Raw genomic sequence first — 23,227 nt, 5'->3', positions numbered from 1 at the left:
TCAGGCAAGCGGTGTCCAGGACAGCACCGGACCCAACGCACGCAGGGCCGCGGCGTCCGGGGCCAGGCGCAGCACGGTGTTGCGCAGCGGAGTCGCCGCCGGCAGCGCGAGTTGCAGTGCGGCGCCCATCCGGTGCGACAGCCGGGCCAGTGGCTGTACCCGGGCACGGCGGATTCGGTCGTATTCGGTGAGAGCGCCGGGGATATCGGGTGCTCGGTCGAGTAGGGCCGCCAGGGTGACGGCATCCTCGACGGCGAGGTTCGCGCCCTGGCCCAGATTCGGGGTCATGGCGTGGGCCGCGTCGCCCAGTAATGCCACCGGTCCCCGCACGTAGGTGTCCAGCGGCGGCAGTTCGTAGATATCGTGCCGCAGTATCGCGGCCGGGTCGGCCGCCGCCAGCAGCGCCGGAATCGGGTCGTGCCAGCTGCCGAACCGGCGGCGCAGTGCGTCCAGTTCCCGGCCGGGATCACGCTGCCCGGCCGGCAGATTCGCGGTGCCGAACAGGTAGACGCATCCGTCGCGCAGCGGCGCGATACCGAAACGCTGCCCGCGGCCCAGGGTCTCGCCGCCGGCGAATACCGGTTCGGCCGGGGTGACGATGGTCCGCCAGGCGGTGTACCCGGCGTACACCGGGCGCCGGGCGCGCGGCCACAGGGTGGCGCGGAGCGCGCTGTTGATCCCGTCGGCGCCGACCACCAGGTCGGCCTCGGCGGTCCCGGCGCTGTGCCGCAACCTCACCCCATGCCCGCTGAACTCGACCGCCTCCACCGCGCACCCGAACCGCAGCGATCCGGTGCCCAGTGCGGTGCGCAGAATGTCCGACAGCTGGTTGCGGTGGATCACCACCAGGTCCCCGTAACGGTCGCGGAGGGTGGCGATATCGGTACGGGACAGCCAGCGGCCGGCGGTATCGCGCATCCCGCCCTCGGTCGCCGCCAGCGACTGTGCGCGGATCGCGGCACCGACACCGATCACATCGAGACCGCGCAGACCGTTGGGCCACAGGCTCAGTCCCGAACCGGCCGGTACCACTCCGGCGGCCCGTTCCAGGACCTCGACCCGCCAGCCGCGCTGTCGCAACGCGATCGCGGCCGTGAGTCCCGCGACCCCGGCGCCCACGACCACTGCCCGGCGTTCGGCACCCACCGGTTCCGCGCTCATCGCCACCTCCGCTTTCGAACTATGCTGCTCGACACGATTATTGCCGCGGGCCGGCGCGTATCACCGATCGGCCGATGACCAGCGGTATCCCCTGAAATCGGCGAACGTGTGGCGACCCGGCATGGTTCGTGGTGGCGGCGGTGTCACTTCGACGGCTGCCGCGTTGCCATTCCGTCGGTCGCCGCGCGTCCGCCGTCGCGGGGCGGTCGCCTGCCAGGGCGTCGCTGCCGGTCGTGGCGACGACCGCAGCGCCGGCCTGTACCGGATCAGGCGGTGTCGGGCGCGGGAGTGGAAGAGGGTCCGGAGGAGGGAGCCGGAGCCGGTGGCGGGGCCGGAAGGCGGGTGGAAGCCGGGATGGAGGAGGTCGGGACCGGGGCGGACGAAGAGACCGGGTCCTCGGGGGAATCCGGGGACGGGGAAACGAGCGTGGCGGTGGCGGCCGGGCCGGAGGCCGCCGTGGGCGGCAGGGCGGCGGGCGACGAGGCCGGAACGGTGGCGGGAACGTGGCCGGAAGAGGAGATCGCGCTGCCCCGGGTCCGTGGCTGTTCGGTGGTCGCGCTGTTCGCGGCGGCGCTCGTCTCCTCGCCGGTACCGGTGGTCTCCGGTGGGGTCGTCGTGGTCTCGCCGGGGGAGGGGGTGGTGGTACTCGTCCCGGGATCGGTGGTCGTGGTGGGAGAAGTCGGCGAGGCGGTCGGTTCGACAGTGGTGGTGGTCGGCGGTGCGGCGACACTGGTGGTCGGCAGTGGCGGCTTCGGCGGCGTGGTCGGTTGCTCCTCCACCGGATCACCCTGAGGCGTGGTGGGTACGTGTTCCACGATGGTGGTTTCCGGAACGGCCGGGGGTGCGGACGGAACCACCGGCATCGACCGGGTTTCCGAAAGGGTCGGCTCCTGTCCGGTGAGCTCCGGTGCGGGGGCGGGCGCGACCTCGGCTGCCCGATCGCCCGGCACCGCGGTGGCCGACACCTTCGACGGTGCCGTGGGTACCGGTGCGTCGGTGACCGTGGTGGTGTCCTCTCGGGTCAAGGCGAGGGCGGACACGCTCACCACCGCGGTCACGAGCGCGGCGGCCGCGGCCGTGGTCTTGGCCCGGATACGGGACCGTGTGCCGGGCGGTATGTCATCCGGCGTACCGAGGGTGGTCGGACGGTCGGCGGGCGGGGCGGCAGGGTATGTGGCCGGTGAGAAGCCGGGGGCGCGTGGGTGGCCGCCCGGTGGGAAGCCGGCGGGTCGGTTGTTGTCGGGCGAGAAACCGGTGCCGGGTGCGTTGTTGTCCGGCCAGAGGCCGCCGGCTGGTCGGTGGTCCTCCGGCGATGGACCCGCGAGTGGATCGTTGCCCGGTGCGAGGCCGGCGGGCGGGGTGGCGGCCGAGGGGAAGAGGGCGAGTGGCGTGGCGGCCGGTGCGGTGACATCGGGACCGCTGTCCGGCGGTCCGAAGGGCGTCGGTGGGGTGCCGACCGGCGAGTTGTCCACCCGCCAATCGGTGCCCGGTGCCGCGCCGTCCTCCGGATAGTCGTCCGACGGGTCGTCCACCGGCGCGGTAACGGCCGCCGATGTACCCGTTCCAAGGGAACCTGCCGGGTCCAGCGCCTGGCGCGCCGCCGACGCCAATTCCCCGGCCGACCCATAGCGTTGGTCCGGATCCTTCGCCAGCCCACGCGCGACGACCGCGTCGAAAGCGGGTGGCAGACCGGCGGCCGAGGGCAGCGGCGGCCGGTCGGTGAGGTGCGCGGCGATCTGCCGTTCCACGCTCTCGCCGACATACGGCTTCGAACCGGCCAGGCATTCGTAGAGGACGCAGGCCAGGGAGTACACATCCGAACGCGAGTCGACCTGGTCCAGGGTGAGCCGTTCCGGTGCCATATAGGCGAGCGTGCCGATCATCGTGCCGGCGCGGGTGAGCGTGGTGTCCTGACTGCTGCGGGCAATCCCGAAATCGATGAGGTAGGCGAAACCCGACGCGGTGATCAGGATGTTCGATGGTTTCACGTCCCGATGCACCACCCCGCTCGCGTGCGCGGCATCGAGGGCCGCGGCGATCTGGGTGACCACGGCGACGGCTTCGGCGGCGGGCAGCGCTCCCCGGTCCGCGAGCAGCGAGGCCAGGTTGGGGGCCTCCACCAGGCGCATCTCCAGGAACAGGCGGCCGTCGATCTCGCCGAAATCGTGGATGGGCACGATATGCGGTTCGTCCAGCCGGGCCACCAGCTGGGCTTCACGCTGGAACCGCCGGCGATAGACGGTGTCCTGCGCGAATTCCCGAGACAGCACCTTCACCGCCACCATGCGCTCGGTCCCGGTGTCGTAGGCGCGGTGCACTTCCCCCATGGCGCCCGCCCCCAGTGGATCGAGCAGTCGGTAACGACCGAACTCTGTACCTTCCACACCTTCCACGAGCTACGGATACCACATCCGGTGACCGATCACAGCACCCCGGCACCGGGGATGAGGCTGGAATCACCCGAGGACCAGCGGGTTTCGGTCAAGGGCCGGGTTCGTCGCGTCCCATGGACCCGGCGTCGCCCAGCGGTTCGACGGGTGGGTCCGCGAAAACCGTGGCCGCGCTACCGGTGGCCAGCCGGGCTGCGGCACTCGCGGCCACCCGGAGCGCGAACCGGCCGGAATCCGGGTCGACCGCGATCAAACCGTATTCGCGGTCGACCTCGTCCTCGGCCAGTCCCAGTTCCCGCAGGGCGTCGGCCAGCACCGAGCCAGGGGGCAGCGAGACGGTCAGCAGCGGCATTTCCCCACGCTACGCGCGGGCCGCGGCTTTTTGCAGCTCTGCGAGCAGGGCCCGGGGCTCGACGATGCCGTACCCGTAGTCGTAGTCGAATCCGGCGCCCGCCCGATCGCCCGCGGTGTTGCGCAACAGTTCCCGCAGGCGGGCGGGCGATACCTCGGCCGTGGTCCACCGAGTACGGAAGGCGGCGACGACTCCGGCCAGCACCGGGCAGGCGGTGGAGGTGCCGGTATCGGGTGCGTCGGCGCCGAAGGCGGTGGAACCCAGGAAATGGGAGTAGGCGCAGAGGTCGGGTTTGCGATCGGCGAGCCGGCCGGGACCCTGCGACGAGTATCCGACCCGCTCACCACCGGTGTCGACGGCACCGACCGACAGCACGTCCGGATGCGAGTTCGCTCCGGTGATGGGTCGCTCGGGGTAGGCGCAGCGTCCGTCGGGGCAGTCGCGGCCGCAGTTCCCGGCGGCGAAGAGGATATCGGCTCCCGCCGCGTCCAGGGAGGCCACGATGGCGTTGAACGGGTGATCGGGATTGTCGGAGTAGTTGCCCGGATCACCGACCGGGAAATCCCACTGCGGTGCGAACGAACCCCAGCTGTTGCTGACCACCAGGGCCCGGCGGTCCGCCGGTTGCGCGGTCAGCACCGTACGTAGATGGGCGAATGCGGCGAGTGCGTCGGAGAGCAGTCCGTCCATCCGGCTACCGCCGGAACGCGTGCTCTGTAGTAGCGGGATATCGAGGAAGGTGGCCTGCGGTGCGGCGATGAGCGCGTCGAAGGCGCACATGGTGCCGTGGTCGACCGGGAACTCGCCGGCGATGCCGCGGACCCCGGCCGGGTTCCAACTCCGGGCGGCGTCGATCGCGATCGGGGCACCGGCGGCCCGCCGCACCGCCGCCGCGTTGATCCCGGTGTCCAGCACGGCCACGGCCACACCCGCACCCGTCAGTCCGGCGGCGGTGAGCTCGGCGCGGCCGAGCCGCTCGGCGACGTCCGTCCAGGTGCCGACCGGGCCGGTGTCTCCGCAGGTGAGCACCGGTTCGATCACCGGATCGGCGAAGATCCCGGTCACCCCCGGAGCGCCCGCCACCGCGGCCCGGGCGGCCGGGTCGTCGTCGGGTATCTCCCCGCGCACCACATACGAGCCGCCGTCCCCGCGGGTATCGCTGGCCGCCGTGGCAGCGGGGACGGACACGGCACCGTAGCCGGAGTCGACGGTGAAACCGGGTACCTCACCGGTGAGCGCGGCGGCGGCGACTTCGCCCGCGGAATCCATTGCGGCGGAAATGAGTTCAGGGGAGGGGCGCAGCTCGATGAGGACTCGCATCCCGCCATAGTGCCCCGGGAACCGGCGGACGGCAATCGCTGCGCAATTGGTTGCCCGGCCACGCGGCGTGCCGGACCGGCGCGTCCCGCGGGGCGGACGCAATGAGTCACCTTCCCACCGGCGCGAGCCGCATCGGACGAGGCGGTCCCTTCCGGGGCGACCGACGGCCGGAGGGTTGTCAGCGGGTCGGCGCGGGCCCGCCGGTTCCACCGGTGTCGCGAGTCGCGGCCTCGCTCACCGGGCCTGGACCGGCGCGGCGATGCGATGCTCGGCCAGCCTGCTCAGCACCGCCTGATTGGCCTCCCAGCCGTCGGGAAACTTCACCGGCACCCCGAGATAGACCGGTTCCGCGGAAGGGTGCGCATCCAGGAGTTCCCCGATCCCGGCGCGGCCCACGACGATACAGGCGTGCCGGTGCCGGGACGCCAGCACGCACAACCGCCCGGCCTCCAGATGGAACGCGCCCGCGTCGCGGCGGCCGGAGAGCGGATGCAGGATGACGGTGACATCGTATTCGCGGCCCTGCAGCCGGTTGGCGGTATCGACGGTGACCGTTTCCGCCACCGTTCCCGCCAGCGCGTCGCGTACCGCCTGGGCCTGGTCGCGGTGCGCGGTACCGACCGCGATACGGGTCGCGTCGATCTCGCGGTTGCCGTGTTCGGAATGCGCGACACCGCCGCGTTCCAGCAACCGGCAGGCGAGGTCGGCGATGGCGGCCACCGCTTCGCCGTCGGTACGCAGCGTATGCCGGGCGGGCAGTTCGTAGTACGCCCAGCCGTGTGCGGCGGCCTCGTCGAGTACGTCGTCCACCGGCCCGCGCAGACCGCGGGTGGTGAATTCGAGCCGGCGCTGTTCGGGGCGGGTTCCGGCGGCGAACGGCGCGAACGGATAGAACGCCGAGGACACCACCGAGGCCGCCGAGGGTGGCAGCCGCCACGACACCGGCAGGGTGTGCACCGGGATACCGGCATTGTGGTTGAGCATCACCGCCACCGCGCTCATGGTCGGATCCCACGACAGTCCCGCCCAGCGGTCACCGTCGACGGTGGCGAATGGGTCCAGCTGGCCGGGGTCGCCGACGAAGAGGCCGCGTTCGAACCGGTTGGCGATCCGCAGCAACATATCCGAGCGCATCTGGTAGGCCTCGTCGACGATCGCATACGACCAGCGGCCCTCGTCCAGCGTCGCCCATTTCGCGGCGGTGCCGATCACGATCGCGCATTTCTCCAGATCGGCGGGCCGGTTGGCCACCTCGACATTGTCGCGGTCGATCCGCGCGCTGCGACGGTAGTCGCCGGCGGACAACCGCCCGATCAGCAGGCCGGGGTCGGCGGTGGCGAGCCGATCGATGAGGTCGTCGACCTGTTCGTTGGTCTGCGCCACGATCATCCGCTGTTCGTCGTCGGCCGCGGCCAGCTGCCGGGCCGCGCGTACCACCAGGGTGGACTTACCGGCGCCCGGCGGGGAATCCACCACCAAGGCGCGGTGGGCGGCGTTGTCGAGGTCGGCGAGGATCCGGCCGACCACCTCATCCGCAGTACTCACGACCACTCCTCCGCGAGTTCGAGGGTCGGGTCGGGCGGCGGGCCGCCGTGGGTCCACGGCGTCTCCTCCCGAGGCGGGAGTTTGGCGGGCGGACCGCCGAAACCGCTGGGGGAGAAGCGGGCGAAGCCGATCGCGTCGCCCTCCTCGGGGACACTGCCCGCGGCGGGGTTCTTGCCCTGTCCCATCCCGCTGACCAGTTCCAGCTGGATCACATCTTCCTCCACCGCGACGACCTCGGCCTTCTGCGCGGGCCGGTCGATCCGGATCAAGGTCTCGCCGAGGCGGGCCCGGAAGGGGTCGGCGGTATGCACCCACAGATACGGGCGCGGCACCTCGCGGGATTTCGGTTTCGCCCGCCGCTCGGGTTCGCAGGCGCTGACCGTGCCCTGGAACGCCTCGCCGACGAGCCGGTATTCGATCAGGACCCGGGGATCGTCGAAGGCGCGCTGTGCCTGGAAGGTGTCCAACGCCTGTTCCTGTTTGAGCAGGCGCCGGGTCGCCGAGACCGCCGAATCGCGGCGGGCCTGTGGATACCCTTCCGGGATATCGGCCACGAACCAGGAGAACGCCGCGCGGTCGTCGGTCCAGCGTTTGGCCACGCTCGCGCCCTCCGGCAGGGCGCGCAGCAGTTCCACGGCCCGCCACATCAGCTGCCAGGTCGGTTCCAATTGTCCGCGCAAAGCCTGTTCGAGCCGTTCGGTGGCTACGACCTTGGCCCATTCGTGCTCGGCGCCGTCGTAGGCGGCGATCAGGGGCGCCAGCTCCTCGTTGTCGAAACCGGGGTCGGTGGCCGGGCCGGCGGGTGGATAGGCCAGCGGATCCTCGGCCAGGGCGGCGGCCTCCGGCCCCGTCATGCCGGCGGGCGGGTCTATCCAGCCGAGCAGGGCGGCGAGGTTACCGTCCTCGAGCGCGGACTGCCCGGAGGCCCAATGGGTGGTGAGGACGGAAGTCATCGCCAGGCACACACTGGATCCCGGGAAATCGGAGCGGTCACCGAACCAGGTGAGCCAGCGGCCCAGCAGCGGAAGGGATTCCGGGACCGCGTTGTCGCCCTCGGTGCGATGGAACCGCACCGACCGGCCCAGCAGGCGCAGGAATTCGGCGCCGCCGGGATTGGGCACCAGCAGCTGCGGAGCGTCCAGGTACCGCAGGTAGGCCTCGCCGGTCGATTTCACCGTCAGTTCCTCGGCGTCCTCGCAGAACGACGAGATGTAGGGCAGCACCCGGTCCGCGAAGTATTCGATGAACCGCAGGCGCAGCACCCGGTCGCGGGGCTGGGCCACGATCAGCACCGTCGCGTCGTGCGGGGACGACCCGAGCGCGACCGCCAGCGGTGCCGCGGACTCACCGGCCAGCCGCAGCGGCACGAGTACGAGGGGGCGGTCCGAGAGGTGGTAGTGCCGCCGGTCGGCGATGGGTTCGGCGCGACCGCTACGTACCGCGGTCACTTTCGCCAGCGCGCTGAGCACGCTCATCGGGCGACCTCCAGGCGCAGTGCCCGCGCCCGGCGGAGCATCTCCGCGATATCGGCGTGTTCGGGACCCGGGTCCAGGGTGCCGTCGGCCAGGGCGAGCACCGTGTCGAGGTTGTCGATACCGCCCAGGTCGTCGCATACGCCGCGGCCGAGGGTGTCCACCGAGCCCTGGGTGCGGGCCTCGGAGCGGCAGGCGAAGGCCAGTTCACAGCTGGACATGCATTCCGGGGCGTAGCGCGATGGTATCGCCGCGACGGTGCCGGCCAGCCCGTCGCCCGGGGTGAACGAGGCGTCGGGCGGAACCAGATCGAGAAGGGTGTCGATCGAGGTGAGCCGGGACAGCTGGCGTCCGATCACCGCGAGCTGTTTACGCAGATCCACCAGAGCGGCGGTCGGGCGGTTGGTGAAATCCCGGGCGCACACCAGGATCGAATTGTGCGCGACCAGTTCCGGGGACTGCCCGAGTTCGCGCAGCAGCTCCCGCATGGCCAGCACGTAGACCGCCGACTGCCGGGCCGCAGAGGCCACCTGCGCGGGATCGGCCTGCCCGTCGACGACGGCGAACGATTTGATCTCCACCACGTGGAACAGGCCACCGATCTGCAGGGCCACCACATCCGGTTCCAGGTAGGCGGTGGCGCCGGCGATCTCCAAGCGCAACATCGGATGATCGAACAGAGTGCCCTGGCCCGAGGTCAACGCCTGGCCCAGCAACTGTTTGGTGCGCTGGTAGCGCACCGAATTGCTCGCGTTGTCGCCGACGGTCTCCAGATCGTGGTAGCCGACCTCCGGAATGGTCAGCCCGAGTTCTTCGCGCAGCAGCCGCAGCAGTTCGGCGCAGCCGTGCGCCTTCACCATGGCCTCGAAGCTGTTGCCGCGGGTGATCGCGAACGGCGACTGACCGAATTTCGGCGGGAAACCCAGTTCCCGGGCGATCACGGTCTTGTCCACCGCCGCGGCGTCCAGCAGCGCCCGGCGCGCGCAGCCCGGATTGGCGGTGAGCGCGGCGATGGTCCGGGCATTGTGTCGGGTGGCCGGAGCGTCGCCGCGCAAGTCGTCGAGCCGTTTGGTCAGTGTCTTTTCCGCAAGCGTCATGTCAGGCCTCGTTCCGTCGCCGGTCGGCTACCGCGAGCCGAACGCCGAACAATTGCGCCGCGGGATCCGCCAGTTGCCGCACCGCCCGCTCCGCGGCGTCGGCCCGCTGCTGTGTGTCGTCGTCTCTGTGCACCTCTAGTTCCCGTTCCGCGGCCGCCCGCACGAGCTCCGGGTCGATCCCCTTCCGGTCGGTCGCGCCGGGGATGGACACCGCCAGCTGCCACAGCACGCGTTGGCCGGCGGATGTGCATCCGTGGTCGATCATGTACTGGGCCAGGCGGATGGCGCCCGTGAGCAGGTCCACCCGCGGACTCAACGGCCCGACCATACGCTGCGCCGACGACCAGGTGCTCACTGCCAGCAGGCCGCGGGCCGGGGCCAGCAGATCGGTGGTCATGGCTGCGCAGATGTAGTACGGGCGAGCGTACGGCGCGGCCCGGAAGGACCGCTCCTCGTCGCGGCGCAGGCTGGTGAGCCGCGCCGGGACCAGTTCTCCGGAGAAGAACGCGTCGTGTACGGCGAGTACCAGTTTCGGGGCCGCGGGCACCGACAGCAGGGTGAGCGCGCGATGTACGTGCTCCCGGACCGGGACCGCCGCCGTGGACTGCCGGGTCGGCGCGGGTTCTTCCGGTACCCCGAGAACCGCGGCATCCCATTCCGTTTCGGCGACCCGGAGTTGGGCGCGCAACCTCCGGGCCGCGGTCCGATCTCCGGACCCGGCGGCCCGGCGCACCTGCGCGCGTAACTCGGCTATGCGCGCTTCGAGCGCCTCGGCGGTGGGCATGGGGTGAAATGTAGGGGGCGATTCCAGGGAAGTCCAGTGAATGCCAGTATTTGCCGGTAAATGTTGCCGCGCGGACCAGTTCCCGGGATCGCTACTTCAGCGACCATCCGATGCAGCGGCTGAAGCGCGATGTCGACGTAGTGAGCGGGCATGTGGTCTTCGACTACGACACCGCCCGTGAACTCGCCGGGGCGACCGCGATCGTCGGCAGGTGGACACCCGGCGGCTCGGAGATTCCGGCGGGGCTACAGCACGGGCAGCGGGGGAGCGGGCTCGAAGACGACGGGCAACCCGGCCAGTGCCCGGTGGAACGGGCCCGGCCGCCAGACCAGTTCCTGCCGGGTATCCAGGCATAGATCGGGAATGGCGTTGAGCACCACATCGATCGCGCTGCGTACGGCGGTGCGGGCCAGCGATTGCGCGGGGCAGGCGTGCGGCCCGACACTCCAGGCGAGGTGGGAGCGGTTCCCGACGAAACTGCCACCGGGGGTGTCGAAGTCGTTGCGGATCTCGGGGTCGTTGTTGCAGGCCGAGAGGCTGATGAGCACCGGTTGGTGGGCGGGCAACCAGGTATCGGCGACCGGTATGGGCTGACGCGGATAGGTCGTGCAGAAATTGGCCATCGGCGGATCGTTGAAGAGGACGTTGTCGATGGCGTCGTCGGTCGACAGGTTCCCCCCGAAGGTATCCCCGGGCCCGTACTGGGGCTCGGTGATCATCAGCAGCAGGGCGTTGGTGATGAGGTTGCGCTGAGCCTCGAAACCGGCCCCGTAGAAGCTCATCAACTGCGCGAAGACCTCGACATCGTCGAGGCCGGTGCTGTGTTCGGCGAGCCGTGAGGTGGCATCGTCGCCCGGCCGGTCACGTTTGAGATGGATCAGTTCCATCAGCGCGGATTTGAGGATGCCCATACCCTCCTCGGCCCGTACGGTGTCGAACCGCGCGGCCATACCGGCCGCTATCCGCTTGCCGATATCGTCGGGGCAGCCGCAGATGTGATTGATGATCTCCAGCGCCAACGGGAAGGCGTACTGATTCATCAGATCGGCGGCGCCGTTCGCACAGAAGTCGTTGATCAACGGAGTGGCGATGCGCTCGACCGTCGCCGGCAAGGCGTTGAGGTCCACGCCGTCGATACTGTCGGCTGATGCCTGTCGATAGCGGGCGTGGACGTCACCGACGTTGTACCGGGCGGCCGGAAGCCATTTCATCATCGGCAGCACCGGAGAGTCCTGCGGCACGGTCTCCTGCCAGTACCGGGGGTCGGCCGGGAAGTGGTCGGGATCGTTGAGGATACGCACGGCGATCTTGTGGCTGATCACCAGGGTGGCCGGCACTCCGGGGGCCAGGTCCACCGGAACCAGCGGCCCGAACTGCTCTCGTATCTCGCGGTACGCGCGGTGCGGGTCCGTGGCGAACTCCTGCGTGTACATCGGGTACCGCGGGCTCGGGGGTTCGGCGACGGGGCCGGCGGGAGCGGGAAACGCCCCTGTGATCATCGATGACTGCGATAGCGGGGCACGGCGTGGTGTGGACAAGAATACAACTCCGGTTACGAGGCTCGAACGAGATGGGATTCGGAGCGAACTCGTCGTGCCGACTCGTGCGCCCTGGCTGTTTCCCCCATGAATTTCACTGACTACAGCACGGTCGAACGTGTCGTGCGGCCACGATGAATTTCGGTGCGGTCGAGTGGGTCGCCATCCCGTTCATGCACCGGTCGATCGGCGGGCGGATATCGCTGTTCGGGGCAATTCGGCATGGGTGTCGACCGTCTGGCACGACCGGGCCCATGGAATTGTCACAGCGACAGCCTGTTTCATGCGTGCCTCTCGTCAGTTCGGGCAGAACTATAGTCCGCGCGGGCGATATCGCAATCGCTGGGTGGATGCCGGGGCCGGGTCGCATCGATCCGCGCCGAGGCGAGCGGAAGCGGCTCGTCTTTCCGGTCCGGATCTTCGCCGAGGTCGCAGCGATGGCGGTACCGGACGGTGACGGCCTTCTCGCCACGGCGAAGACCGGTATCGGTACATACGGTCGGCGAAGGCGGCGGAGCCGCCCCACCCGGCGGCAGGGAGCAACCGCCGGGTCGGGCGCCGTTCGTCCGGCGGATCAGCCCCGGCTGCCCTCCGGCGCCCGGACGAGCGACGCGATGGTCGCGGCACCCTGTTCGGCCTCCTCGGCCGTGTTGCGGCCGAAACCGCACGCGGCGGCCACCCCGTAGGCGGTGGTACCGCGGGCCTGCTCGAAAAGGGACAGGGCCTGCGCGCTCCGGTCGGGATCGTCGGTGGAGACCACCCCCGCGATCACTCGCCATTCGGGACCGAGTCCGCCCAATGGCGCGTAGAACTCGGGATCGGCCGGGGCCGGATGCGCGCCGTACGCGCACGGGATGTGTACCCGGGGGACGGGCACGCCGCGTTCGGCGAGGCGGCGGCCGGTACGGCTCAGCAGCGCGACGGCAGGCGCCAGATTCTTCGGACCGAGCAGGCTCTCGTGCTGATAATCGCCGTAACACAGGTGCACGATGGTCTCGGTCTCGATACCGTGCTCGCGATCGACCTCGTGCACCTTCTCCAGGAACCCGGCGAGTTGTCCCGCGACCGCCGGCGCCAGCGCCCACAGCGCCTTCAACTGCTGCGCCTTGACCATGCCGAGCAGCGAGATAGGGGTTTCCACCTGCCAGACGATCAGATCGCCGTGTCGCCGCCGGACCTCGCGCATCTCCTGTAGCACCGCCTCGGTGAACACCGGGAGGTTCCGTAATGCGGTGAGTGCCAGATTCGACCGCCGTAACGCGAGTCCGACCGGCAGGCCGGTGGCCACGGCGCCACCGGCGTGCACGAACATGGCGAGATCCAGCGGATGGGGCTGGCTGAGCTGAAGTTTGGTGCCGGCCAGTTCGGGCCGGTCGCGCAGGAACGACTCGAAGGCCGTCACCACTTCACCGATCCGCTCGACCCGGTTCATCGACACATCTCGCGGTTCGAGGGTCCGGCCGGCCCGGACGCCGTAGGTGGGGAAATCGGAATATCCGTCGAACCCGCCCGGGCGCAACAGCTCCAGGGTGTCGGTGCGGTTCCCCAGATCCTTCAGGTAGACCAGGATCCAGTCGGGATCCAGATCGCAGGGGATCGCGGTGACCGGACGGCCGTCGGTGCGCGCGGCGAACCAGTCCAGGACGCCGCGATCACCTCCGGTCATCAGTTCGTGGGGGAGGCTACCTACAAAATGCGCGTACCTGGTCATGCGTCACTCTTCTGTCGCCCGGCAGGATGGCGACCGGTTCGGCGCACCGATCACCCGAGGCGGCCGACACCCATCCGGCCGATCGTCGCGGACGAAAGTGTGCCGCACGGTGTCTCACGCCACCGTCCGATAATAGCCGCTACACATTGTGGAGCGGGCCGCTCTCGGGGGATCGGGGCCGGCGGATCCCGCTCGGCGGGCCGGACATCCGCCGGGGTGCGCTACTTCCGCGGTGCGGCCTCCGAGTGGCGCATCACCCCGGCACCCCGGCGGACCGCGGCGCCGGAATCCGACACGCTAGACGATTCCCCGGGACCGCAGCGCCGCCACCTCGGCCGCGGATTTCCCGAGCAGACCGGAGTACACCTCGTCGTTGTGCTGACCCGGCCGCGCCGGCCCGGCATTGCGGATGGTCCCCGGGGTAGCCGAGAGGACGGGTACGACCCCCGGACCTTTCACATTCCGTTCGATGCGCTCGTCGTAGTGGTCGGCGATCATGCCGCGGGCGTTCAGCTGCGGATCGGTGACCACCTCGGCGACGGTATTGATGGGCCCGCTGATCACCCCGGCTTCACCGAGCGTCGCGATGATCTCCCGGGGCCGACGCCGCGCCGCCCATTCGCCGATGATCGCATCGAGTTCGTCCTGGTTGCGACCGCGGGCGGTGTGGTTCGCGAACCGTTCGTCGGTGGCCAGCTCCGGTCGGTCCATCGCCGCGCAGAGCCGGCGGAACACCGTGTCCTGGTTGGCCGCGATCACCACCCAGCTCCCGTCGGCGGTGCGATAGATATTGGACGGCGCGATACCCTCCAGCCGGGTACCCGACGGGCCGCGGACCACCCCGCCGATGTCGTAGTCGGGGATGGTGGATTCCTGCACCGCCAGACAGGCCTCGGTGAGCGCGGCGTCGACAATCTGCCCCTCCCCGGTGACGGTGCGCCGGTACAGCGCCGCCAGTGCTCCCTGGGCGGCGAACATCCCGGCCAGACTGTCACCGAGGGAGAGCGCGAGCCGCGGCGGCGGGCCGCCGGGGAAACCGTTCATATGGCGCAGGCCGCTGGCCGCTTCGGCGACCGAGGCGTATCCGGCCTTCTGGGCTTCCGGGCCGGTCTGCCCGTACCCGGACACCCGGACCAGGATGATGCCTCGATTGCGTTCCCGCAGTGTGTCGTAACCGAGACCCCATCGTTCCAGCGTGCCGGGCCGCAGATTCTCCACGATGATGTCGGATTTCGCGGCGAGTTCCAGGAACAGGTCCCGTCCCGCGTCCTCCCGCAGGTTCAGCGTGACGGCCTTCTTGTTGCGCGCGTGCACGGTCCAGAAGAAATGATGTCCGTCGAGTTCGGCCTGACCCCAGGTGCGCAGCGGGTCCGGAGCGTCCGGCGGCTCGAGTTTGATCACCTCGGCGCCCATATCACCCAGTAGGCGGCCGGCGAACGGGCCGGAGATCAGCGTCCCGATCTCGAGTACCCGGATACCGTCGAGAGCACCGGTTGTCGCGGAGTCCATCGCGGCATTATCTCCGGTGGCCGCGCGGGCGGGACCGAGGGGTGCCGCGCTCCGGCCGGGCCGACGGTCGCGGCGGGGTCATGCGGCGGGGCCCAGGTCGCGGGCGCGCAGCCCGCCGTCCACGAGCGCGATCGCCTTCGCCGGCGGTTCACGCTGGTCGGGGCCCACCACGACCACTCCGGTCCGGTCCGCCCCGACCTGTCGGATCCGGCTGTGCGAGCGGCCGATCCCCATGGTGCCGCGGCACCGCCGCCGTAATCCGGTCCGATCGGGTGAGCCCCGGCGCGACGACCCGGTTCAGTGCCCGCCGGTCAGATACCCCGACAACCGCCGGTGCCGTGCTACGGACGCCGGATTCAGGCCCAGGATCTCCACGCGTTTGCCCTTCGCGGCGTACTTCGTGGTGATGGCGTCGAGCGCGGCCACGGTGGAGGCGTCCCAGATATGCGCTTCGGACAGGTCGAGCACGATATCGGCCGGATCGCCGCTGTAGTCGAATCGGTGGACGAGATCGTTGCTGGAGGCGAAGAACAGTTCGCCGCGCACCTTGTAGACGCGAGTGGTGTCCTCCGGGTCCGCGGTCGCGACGGGTATGACCTCGGTGAAATGCGCGACGCGGTGCGCGAAGGCGACCATCGCGGTGACGACACCGGTGACCACGCCGTAGGCCAGGTTGTGGGTGACGACGGTGACGGCGACCGTCAGCAGCATGACCGTGGTCTCGGCGACCGGCATCCGCCGCAGCGTCGCGGGGGCCAGCGAATGCCAGTCCATCGCGGTGACCGACACCATGATCATGACCGCCACCAGGGCCGCCATCGGGATCCGCGCGACCAGCCCGCCGAGCCCGACCACCAGGATCAGCAGGAATACTCCCGCCAAGAAGGTGGAGATCCGGGTGCGGGCCCCGGCGATCTTCACATTCATCACGGTCTGGCCGATCACCGCGCAGCCGCCCAGGCCGCCGAAGAACCCGGTGACGATATTGGCGACACCCTGTCCCCAGCTCTCACGCGTTTTGTTCGACGGGGTATCGGTGATGTCGTCGACGAGTTTGGCGGTCATCAGTGATTCCAGCAGTCCGACCACCGCCATCGCGAAGGCGTAGGGGGCGATGATCCGCAGCGTCTCGAGGTTCCACGGCATCTCGGGGAGCAGTGGGAGCGGCAGAGCCGACGGCAGATCGCCTTGGCCACCGACATCGGGCACGTGCAGCCCGAACGTCACGGTGACAGCGGTGAGCGCGACCACCGCCACCAGGGGCGCGGGCACCGCGGTGGTGACTCTGGGGAGCACCGCAATGATCACGATCCCCGCCAGCACCAGCGGATACACCAGCCACGGCACTCCGATCAACTGGGGGAGCTGGGCGAGGAAGACCAGCATCGCCAGCGAGTTGACCACGCCGACCATCACGCTGCGCGGGATGAACCGCATCAGTTTCGCGACGCCCACCACACCCAGCGCGATCTGCAGCACACCGGCCAGGATCACCGTGGCCAGGAGATAGTCCACCCCGTGCTCGCGCACGACCGGCGCGACCACGAATGCCACAGCGCCGGTCGCCGCCGAGATCATGGCGCGTCGACCACCGGTGAATGCGATGGTGACCGCCATGGTGAACGACGCGAACAACCCCACCCGCGGGTCCACGCCCGCGATAACGGAGAAGGCGATCGCCTCCGGGATCAAGGCCAACGCCACGACCAGCCCGGCCAGCACCTCGGTACGCAGCAGTTTCGGGTTGCGCAGCGCCGCCACCACCGAGTTAGCGGACCGGTCGGTGCGCATTGCCGTCGCCACGGTGGCTGCCTCCGTTCGCTGAGCGCGGCCGCGGCCGCACGGCCGGGTCGGGCCGGCACGGGATATGGGGGAGCCGAGCGGGCGCGGAGAAGCCGTTGGCGGGACGAAGTCCGGTACCGGCCGTGCCGCCGGACAGCTGTGGTCGGCGAACACTCGGCCAGGCAACAGTACCCCTCCGTCGAAGTAGGACTCCGACCAGCGGCGGGTGACCATCTGTCGATGGGTGGACCGGCCGCCCCGGCGTGACCGCAGACCCGGCTTTCCGGCGAGCCCGCCCACAGCGCGGGCCGGCTGCCGCCCAAGGCGACGACCGGACCGCGCCGATACGGAGCGGTCGGCTGCTGCTCGGCCGGCGGCCCTGGCGGCCTCGGCTCAACTGCTCAGCCGATCAGGTCCGCCAGGCGATCGACCTGGTCCGGGTCGGTGCCGTAGCAGTACAGCATGACCTCGTCGGCGCCGAGGTCGGCGAATTGCCGAATCGCCGCGCGGATCTCGTCCGGCGTCGTACGCATCCCCGACACCATGTATTCGGCCTGGTCGGTGAACGCGTAGTAGGCGCCGGTGGCCGCCCGGGCCTCGTCGACGACCGATTGTGGTCCGAGCGCGGCATTGACCTGGGCGACGATCCGCGGTTCCCCCGGCCGGCCGTGCTCGTGCCAGCACCGGCGGACGGAATCGAACAGCCCTGCGCACCATTGCGCCGGTGCCGCCGACAAGAATCCGTCACCCCAGCGAGCCACGCGTTCCAGCGCGGCGGGCCGGAACCCACCGATGAGAATCGGCGGTCCGCCGCGGCGAACCGGTGCCGGCCCGATCGGGCCGCAGTCGCCGCCGAACGGTTCGCCGGACCACAAATCGCGCAGTCGCGCGAGTTGCTCGTCCATCCGGCGGCCGCGGGTGCGCAGGTCCACGCCTGCCGCGAGATGGTCGTCGGCGCGACCGCCGACACCGAGCCCGAGCACCAGCCTGCCGCCGGACATACGGTCCAGCGTGGCGACCTGTTTCGCCAGCAGGGCGGTATCGCGCAGCGGAGCGAGCAGGACCTCGGTCTGCACATCGATCCGGCTGGTGGCGCCGGCGAGCACCGACAGCGCCACCAGCGGTTCGGGGTTGTCGTAGACGAGGCGGTCGAGCAGGCCGAGGGTCGAGAACGGTCCCGCGTCGGCCCGGCGCGCCCAGTCGAGTAGGACGACGGGGTCGGCGATGGGGAGTCCGAGTCCGATGTGCATGGAATTCCTCCGGAAAATGGGTGGGCTGAATACACCGCCCACTCCATCGCCCGGTGCGTTCGGGCGCGGGCTCCCACTCTGCGGCTGTATTTCCGGGGAGCTCCGATCGGATCACGCCGACTATAAGCGTGAATACGACCGTCCGCAACGGATATCCGCCCGCGGTTCGCCTCGGCCTCCCGGCTCCGCCCCGGAGATCCCGGAGGAACGATGTGTCCGCTACGACGGCGACCGGCTCACTTCCAGCACCGCTTTCCCGTGCAGGCGGCGCGACAGCAGCGCCTCGGCCGCCTCGCCGACCCGGGTCCAATCTCCCTGCCAGGCGATACTCGGCCGGAGGGCCCCGATCGCGACCTGCCCGGCCAGCCAGCTCAGATCGGGGCCCAGGTCGCGGCACCCGAGAAGGAAGAAGGAAGTGACCGATCGGTCGTGCCGACCTTGATCGCCGAAGAACGCCCCATAAGGGAACGTCTCGTCCGCGCCGGCCGAATGCCCGACCGCGACCACCGTTCCGCCCTCGGCGAGATGCTGGTAGGCGTCGACCAGTTGGCTGCCGCCGACCAGATCGATAGCACCGTGGACCGGAGTGTCCAGGTCACGGGCGCCGGTGACGATCTCGTCCGCACCGAGTTCGCGTAGGCCCGCACCGTGCGTGGCGGGGTCGCCGGTCGCCGCGACGACATGCGCGCCACCGAGCCGGGCGAGCTGGACCGCGTACCGGCCGGTGCCGCCGGTCGCCCCGGTGATCAATATCCGCCGCCCCAGCAGCGGCCCGAGCCGGTGCAGGGCGCGCAGCGCGGTGGTCGCGGCGACGGGAACGGTGCTGAGAGCCGCCGGTTCCGCGCCGGCCGGGGCCGTGCCGATGAGCTCGGTGTCCACGGCGCGGAACTCCGCCCAGGCGCCGGACCAGCCGAGGGTGACCACCGGTGTCCCGGCCGGTGGGCCCGAGCCGTCCACGGCAGCCTGCTCCACGATCCCGGCCGCGTCCCAGCCCAATACCGCGTCCTGGGTTGCGTCACCCCGCGCGAACTGGACCTCGCCGTAATTGAGCGATGTCGCGGTCACCCGTATCACCGCCTGGTGCGGCGCCGGGACCGGATCGGCTACCTCGTCGATACGTAATCCGGCCGGTACGGAGCGGTCGACGATCAATGCGCGCATGAGACAGCGCCTTTCGAGTGCAGAGGATTGCGGGGTGGCACTGGGTTCGATACCGTCCTCAAAAATGCCACTCAGAGGCAAATGGCGTCAAGGGGCGATAGTAATCGAGGGGCGGCCGGACGCTATCCTGTCCACATGGCCGACGCTGCGCTGGACCGGCCGCCGCTGCGCGAGCGCAAGAAACTACGCACCCGCCGGGCACTGGTCGACACCGCTCTGGAACTGTTCACGAAGAACGGGTTCGACAACACCACGCTCGACGAACTCTGCGACGCGGTCGAGGTCTCCAAACGCACCTTCTTCCGCACCTTCACCAGCAAAGAAGACGTCGCCATGGCGCCGCTGCGGGATATGTGGGCCGCTTTTCTCAACGAACTGGAAACCCGCGAACCCCGCGGATCGCTCTACGAGATCCTGCAGGACAGCGTGCTGGCGGCACTGGAACGTATGCCCGCGCCGGACTGGGCCGATCGCGCCGCCCGCAGCCACCGACTCGCCCGGTCCACGCCCTCCATGGGCGCGAACAACCTCCAATTCTGTGACCGCACGGTCCGCGAGGCGCTGGAGATCCTGCACCGCCGTTTCGGCGCCGGACTTCCCGCCGACCAACGTCCCCGGCTGGCCCTCGACATCGTGGTCGCGGCATTCCACTGCGGCATGGAAGCGTGGAGTGACAGCTCGAGCGAGGGAGATACGGTCGGCCTCGCGGACCATCTGCGGGAGGCCTTCACCGCCGCACCCGGAGCGCTCGTTCTGGTGCCGGACCCGCGAGCCGCCGGCCGAGTCGGATACCCAGCTCCCGGACGGTCGAGGTCGAATAGGTAGGCCGCAACCCTGGGTCTTGGAGGGCATCGGCTGTGCCCGCACCGGACCGCTCCGGCTCGGTGGCGGAGGCCGGCCCCGGCCTTGCGGTCGGCGCCGCGGAATTCACCGGTCACATGCTGGAAAACGGGGATGGAACCAGTTCTCGACGAGCCGCGCACATGAACTCGGGCAGTGCATTCGCGCGCGGGATGCGTTACCGACCCGGTGACCGGCACCGGTGGCCCTGGACGTCGGCCTGGGCATTCGACCGGGGTCAACGCTGGAAGCGGGACTCCTGCACTCCGAAGCGGCACTCTCGCGGACGATGGGTGGGATGATGCGGGACAACGCCTTACCCGTCCAGGACCTCGCTCGGCCTTCCGGCCGGGGAAAAGAAACGGCCCCGGAAAGCTTCGACAGCTCTCCGGGGCCGCCGGTCAGGGATGAATCATCCGAGACCTACGCAGATTTTGGGGTGGTGCTGTACGTCCTCACCGGAGCGGGCCACGCCCGGCGAACAGGGGCCACGATATCGACGGGAGGATGTACGAGTACTTCTCTATCAGGCGCCGCCGCCCGCGTTGCCACCGGTTTCGGTGCCACCCGCGGAACCGGTCAGCAGCGGCAGCAGAGCCGGCAGCAGCTGTTCGGCGGATCCGGTGCCCTCGTCCTGGATCTCGGTCCCGGTCTGATTCACGGGAGCCGATTCGGTCAGGGGCAGCGGTGCGGCGGACGCGGCACCGGCCGCGACGCCGACCCCGGCCGCGGCGATGGAGACAGCAGCGGCGAAGGTGCTGAATCTTGGTCTCACAGTGTTCCTTTCGTTGGTGTCCCGAGTATCGGGACCGAGAATGGTTACGCTGTCATATGTCCCGCCGCCGCGAGAGTGTTACAGCGAGATATGTTGTCTCTCACAGGTTGAGAAGCATCGACGCCTCACTTGCCCGCTGGTGCGCTTCGCCTCGGTGCCCGCGACCCTCGCGACCTCGGTTTCTGCCTGAACAACTGAACCGCGCCCGCTGTGCGGCCACCGATCCAGATGTATGACTCGTCCCGGCCGCCTCGCGGTGGGCAGCTGCTCGAGACGGGGCGAGAAGAATCCGAGCGGGCGCGCGATCGGCCGGTCGGTCGGTTTGCCGTGCGGGGCGGTGCCGACGGCGAGGCGGAAGCGAACACCGACGCTTGTCCGGGCCGCTTGCCCGGATGCTCAGGGACACCACAGAACGCGAGGACAACGGTTTTTCCTCGTTCGGTCGGCGGCGGTGCGCTTCCGGCTCGACGGCATACAAGGCCGAGTGCTTCGCCGGCCGTGGCCGTACCGACGCAAACGGCGTCTCATTCGCACCCGAACCGCCACCGAATCGATGCCCGGCGTGTGCCGGGACCCGCCCCGACCTCGCTAATGTCGGAACCCGTGCCGAGCGAACCCGAGCAGCCCGCACGGGCGCCGTCGTTCCACCTGGATGCCATCGCGGCCGCGCGCGCCGCGGACGCGACGTCCGGCGCCGATCCCATGGCCCTGCTCGTCGCTGCCCTCGATATGCAGGCCGCCCTCCCCGGAATCCGGCGTATGCGCCACTGGGCCCACGAGGCACTGGCCGTAGGCGTCGGGGAGCGGGCCCTCGATATCGGCTCGGGAACCGGGTCGGAAGTGCTGGAGTTCGCCCGCCGGGTCGGACCCGAGGGGGAAGCGGTCGGTGTCGAACCGAATCCGGTAATGCTCACCGTGGCGCGGGAACGGGCCGCGCCGGCGGGAGCGCGATGCCGGTTCGTCGAAGCCGACGCCTACCGGCTGCCGTTCGACGACGACTATTTCGACGCGGTGCGCTGCGAGCGTGTCTACCAGCACCTCGACGACCCGGCCGCCGTCACCGCGGAGATCGGCCGGGTCCTGCGGCCGGGTGGCCGGGTGGTGCTGGTGGACAGCGACTGGCAGACCGCCATCCTGCACCCCGGCGACCCCGCGGTGGTCGCGCGGTTGACCGCCGCGATGTTCGAGGCCACCCCCAACGCCAGATCCGGCCGGACCCTACGCGGCCGGTTGGTGGCGGCCGGATTCGAGATCGACGATATGGGTTCGGAAGCGGTGATCTGGGATCCGGCCACCGCGCGCCCGATGTTCGACGAGGTGGGCGGTGCCGCGCTGGCCCGGGAGGCGATCACAGCGCAAGAACGTGACGATCTCGTGGCCGCCATCGACGCGGGCGTAGCGGTCGGTGACTATCACCTGTCGGTCACCATGTTCGCGGTCCTCGGCCACCTCCCCCTCCGCTGATCCGGGTTCCCGGCCCTACCCATCGCACCGCGGGTAGGCCGCACCGGAAACCGGTTACCGGCTCCGCGCCCAGCCGAGGAACTGCTGGGCAGTGAAGATCGGTTTCGCGAACTTGATCGCCTGTTTGGCCTTCCCCGACAGAGTGCCGGCCTCGGCAGCGATCAGTGCCTCGCATTTCGTCTTGGTGACGGTGGCGACGGGCACGAGTCCGCACTTCTCGGACAGACGCTCCAGCTCGATGCGGTCCCAGGGTTTTCCGGTGTCGTCGGTGAAGCTACCGGTGAAGCACACACGCGCGCCCGTTATCAGAATCGCGGCGAGATCGGCCGTGGCTCGGTCGGAATCGGGAGCGAGCAGCGGATATCCGAGCTTGCGTTCGAGGTCGTTGAGCAGAGTACGGGTGTCGTCGTCGGGCCTGATCCTCGCGGCCGTGGCGTGCAGATGTTCGGCGAGGACTTGTTCGCGGGGCTTGTCGGGGGGCAGTACGCCGTCGGCCCGGAAACAGTCCGCTCCACCGCCCCGGCACAGCAGATATCCGGTGGCGGGAGCGGCGGGCAGGAAAACACCGGCACTCGGCGGCGGTACGGGCCGGCGCGCGACACTATCGCGGACGGCGCGGGCCCGGTCGATCGCACGCGGTGCCGCGAGGCGGTTCCGGTCCGCCGGCGTCGGTTCGAATGTGGTCAGGTCGGTGCCTATGGGCATGGCTACGGCGGAACCGTTGCGTTTGAGTTCGGTGTCGATACAGCGGAGGTGACGGTCGATATCGGCGCCGACCGGGGTTCGCCCTGCCAGATATGGTGCGAGTGCGACCCAGGCCAGAGGCAGGGTCGGTGCGAGGAGTACGTCGGCGGCGGCGATCCCGTAGTCCGCGCGGGCGGCTCCGAGATCGCGTTCCGGGTTGATCAGGGTGCTGATCTCGATACCGTCGTCGGTGATCAGGGCGATTTCCACCGGGCGTGGTTGATCGTAGCGGCGAAGAGATCCTGCCACAGGATCGGGAGCAGGAGACAGTACGCGGTCGACGGCCCTATTCGACGTGATCGCGCTGTCGCACTACCCGGTCATCGAGGTCT

Annotated in this window: 19 protein-coding genes and 1 pseudogene; 3 read left to right on the top strand and 17 right to left on the bottom strand. The window is 69.9% G+C overall.

Going from position 1 to position 23,227, the window contains the following annotated elements; genetic code table 11:
* The 8 genes from NGR01S_RS13965 to NGR01S_RS13930 all read right to left on the bottom strand — a co-directional run bounded on the left by NGR01S_RS13965 (nucleotide 1) and on the right by NGR01S_RS13930 (nucleotide 10,121).
* Nucleotides 1-1,161, bottom strand: coding sequence for an FAD-dependent monooxygenase (locus NGR01S_RS13965; RefSeq protein WP_063036779.1), 1,161 nt, complete (start codon nucleotides 1,159-1,161; stop codon nucleotides 1-3).
* Between the two features lie 266 nt (nucleotides 1,162-1,427).
* The gene (locus NGR01S_RS32525) at nucleotides 1,428-3,554 is read right to left on the bottom strand and encodes a serine/threonine-protein kinase (RefSeq protein ID WP_063036777.1); all 2,127 of its coding nucleotides are present in this window, start codon (nucleotides 3,552-3,554) and stop codon (nucleotides 1,428-1,430) included.
* A gap of 88 nt (nucleotides 3,555-3,642) precedes the next feature.
* On the bottom strand, nucleotides 3,643-3,903 hold the full coding sequence (locus tag NGR01S_RS13955) for a hypothetical protein (protein WP_063036775.1): 261 nt from the start codon (nucleotides 3,901-3,903) through the stop codon (nucleotides 3,643-3,645).
* A gap of 9 nt (nucleotides 3,904-3,912) precedes the next feature.
* Nucleotides 3,913-5,223, bottom strand: coding sequence for a S8 family peptidase (locus NGR01S_RS13950; protein ID WP_063036773.1), 1,311 nt, complete (start codon nucleotides 5,221-5,223; stop codon nucleotides 3,913-3,915).
* Between the two features lie 234 nt (nucleotides 5,224-5,457).
* The gene (locus NGR01S_RS13945; RefSeq protein ID WP_063036924.1) at nucleotides 5,458-6,768 is read right to left on the bottom strand and encodes an AAA domain-containing protein; all 1,311 of its coding nucleotides are present in this window, start codon (nucleotides 6,766-6,768) and stop codon (nucleotides 5,458-5,460) included.
* A complete protein-coding gene (locus NGR01S_RS13940; protein WP_063036771.1) occupies nucleotides 6,765-8,243 on the bottom strand; it encodes a hypothetical protein in 1,479 nt (492 codons plus the stop codon). Before NGR01S_RS13940 ends, NGR01S_RS13945 begins: the two co-directional genes overlap by 4 nt.
* On the bottom strand, nucleotides 8,240-9,337 hold the full coding sequence (locus NGR01S_RS13935) for a hypothetical protein (protein ID WP_084480928.1): 1,098 nt from the start codon (nucleotides 9,335-9,337) through the stop codon (nucleotides 8,240-8,242). The genes NGR01S_RS13940 and NGR01S_RS13935 overlap by 4 nt, the downstream gene beginning before the upstream one ends.
* A gap of 1 nt (nucleotide 9,338) precedes the next feature.
* On the bottom strand, nucleotides 9,339-10,121 hold the full coding sequence (locus tag NGR01S_RS13930; RefSeq protein WP_063036769.1) for a hypothetical protein: 783 nt from the start codon (nucleotides 10,119-10,121) through the stop codon (nucleotides 9,339-9,341).
* Between the two features lie 101 nt (nucleotides 10,122-10,222).
* On the opposite strand from NGR01S_RS13930, the pseudogene NGR01S_RS33195 reads away from it, so the two are divergent.
* Nucleotides 10,223-10,342: pseudogene (locus NGR01S_RS33195) on the top strand (acyl-CoA dehydrogenase family protein); the annotation flags it as partial.
* Nucleotides 10,343-10,366: 24 nt separating this feature from the next.
* On the opposite strand, the gene NGR01S_RS13925 reads toward NGR01S_RS33195, so the two are convergent.
* From NGR01S_RS13925 to NGR01S_RS13900, 7 genes are all read right to left on the bottom strand, one after another.
* Nucleotides 10,367-11,554 (bottom strand): cytochrome P450 family protein, encoded by a 1,188-nt coding sequence (locus NGR01S_RS13925; RefSeq protein ID WP_307718773.1) that lies wholly within the window; start codon nucleotides 11,552-11,554, stop codon nucleotides 10,367-10,369.
* A gap of 679 nt (nucleotides 11,555-12,233) precedes the next feature.
* Nucleotides 12,234-13,325: a hypothetical protein gene (locus NGR01S_RS13920; protein WP_063036765.1), complete on the bottom strand. Its 1,092-nt coding sequence runs from the start codon at nucleotides 13,323-13,325 to the stop codon at nucleotides 12,234-12,236.
* Nucleotides 13,326-13,667: 342 nt separating this feature from the next.
* Nucleotides 13,668-14,879, bottom strand: coding sequence for a CaiB/BaiF CoA transferase family protein (locus tag NGR01S_RS13915; RefSeq protein ID WP_063036763.1), 1,212 nt, complete (start codon nucleotides 14,877-14,879; stop codon nucleotides 13,668-13,670).
* A 78-nt stretch (nucleotides 14,880-14,957) separates the two neighbouring features.
* The gene (locus NGR01S_RS30955) at nucleotides 14,958-15,113 is read right to left on the bottom strand and encodes a hypothetical protein (RefSeq protein WP_157107257.1); all 156 of its coding nucleotides are present in this window, start codon (nucleotides 15,111-15,113) and stop codon (nucleotides 14,958-14,960) included.
* A 63-nt stretch (nucleotides 15,114-15,176) separates the two neighbouring features.
* Nucleotides 15,177-16,670: a SulP family inorganic anion transporter gene (locus NGR01S_RS13910; protein ID WP_063036761.1), complete on the bottom strand. Its 1,494-nt coding sequence runs from the start codon at nucleotides 16,668-16,670 to the stop codon at nucleotides 15,177-15,179.
* 392 nt (nucleotides 16,671-17,062) lie between these two features.
* Nucleotides 17,063-17,911 carry an LLM class flavin-dependent oxidoreductase gene (locus tag NGR01S_RS13905; protein WP_063036759.1) on the bottom strand — a complete coding sequence of 283 codons (849 nt, stop codon included), beginning with the start codon at nucleotides 17,909-17,911 and terminating at the stop codon, nucleotides 17,063-17,065.
* A 219-nt stretch (nucleotides 17,912-18,130) separates the two neighbouring features.
* Nucleotides 18,131-19,072, bottom strand: a complete 942-nt coding sequence (locus NGR01S_RS13900) for a zinc-binding dehydrogenase (protein ID WP_063036757.1) — start codon at nucleotides 19,070-19,072, stop codon at nucleotides 18,131-18,133.
* Nucleotides 19,073-19,207: 135 nt separating this feature from the next.
* On the opposite strand from NGR01S_RS13900, the gene NGR01S_RS13895 reads away from it, so the two are divergent.
* Nucleotides 19,208-19,897, top strand: a complete 690-nt coding sequence (locus tag NGR01S_RS13895) for a TetR/AcrR family transcriptional regulator (protein WP_084480905.1) — start codon at nucleotides 19,208-19,210, stop codon at nucleotides 19,895-19,897.
* Between the two features lie 541 nt (nucleotides 19,898-20,438).
* Here NGR01S_RS13895 and NGR01S_RS13890 read toward each other — a convergent pair.
* The gene (locus NGR01S_RS13890; RefSeq protein ID WP_063036755.1) at nucleotides 20,439-20,687 is read right to left on the bottom strand and encodes a hypothetical protein; all 249 of its coding nucleotides are present in this window, start codon (nucleotides 20,685-20,687) and stop codon (nucleotides 20,439-20,441) included.
* Between the two features lie 603 nt (nucleotides 20,688-21,290).
* Here NGR01S_RS13890 and NGR01S_RS13885 point away from each other — a divergent pair.
* Nucleotides 21,291-22,151 (top strand): methyltransferase domain-containing protein, encoded by an 861-nt coding sequence (locus tag NGR01S_RS13885; RefSeq protein ID WP_245664586.1) that lies wholly within the window; start codon nucleotides 21,291-21,293, stop codon nucleotides 22,149-22,151.
* 54 nt (nucleotides 22,152-22,205) lie between these two features.
* Here the strand turns inward: NGR01S_RS13885 and NGR01S_RS13880 are convergent, their stop codons facing one another.
* Entirely contained in the window at nucleotides 22,206-23,105 is a 900-nt protein-coding gene (locus NGR01S_RS13880; protein WP_063036753.1) for a hypothetical protein, read from the bottom strand.
* Nucleotides 23,106-23,227 lie beyond the last annotated feature (122 nt).

It is taken from the genome of Nocardia grenadensis NBRC 108939 (assembly GCF_001613445.1).
Taxonomy (GTDB): Bacteria; Actinomycetota; Actinomycetes; order Mycobacteriales; family Mycobacteriaceae; genus Nocardia; species Nocardia grenadensis.
The sequence above is the reverse complement of the archived record's forward strand: the minus strand, read 5'-3'. Positions and strand labels throughout refer to the sequence as shown.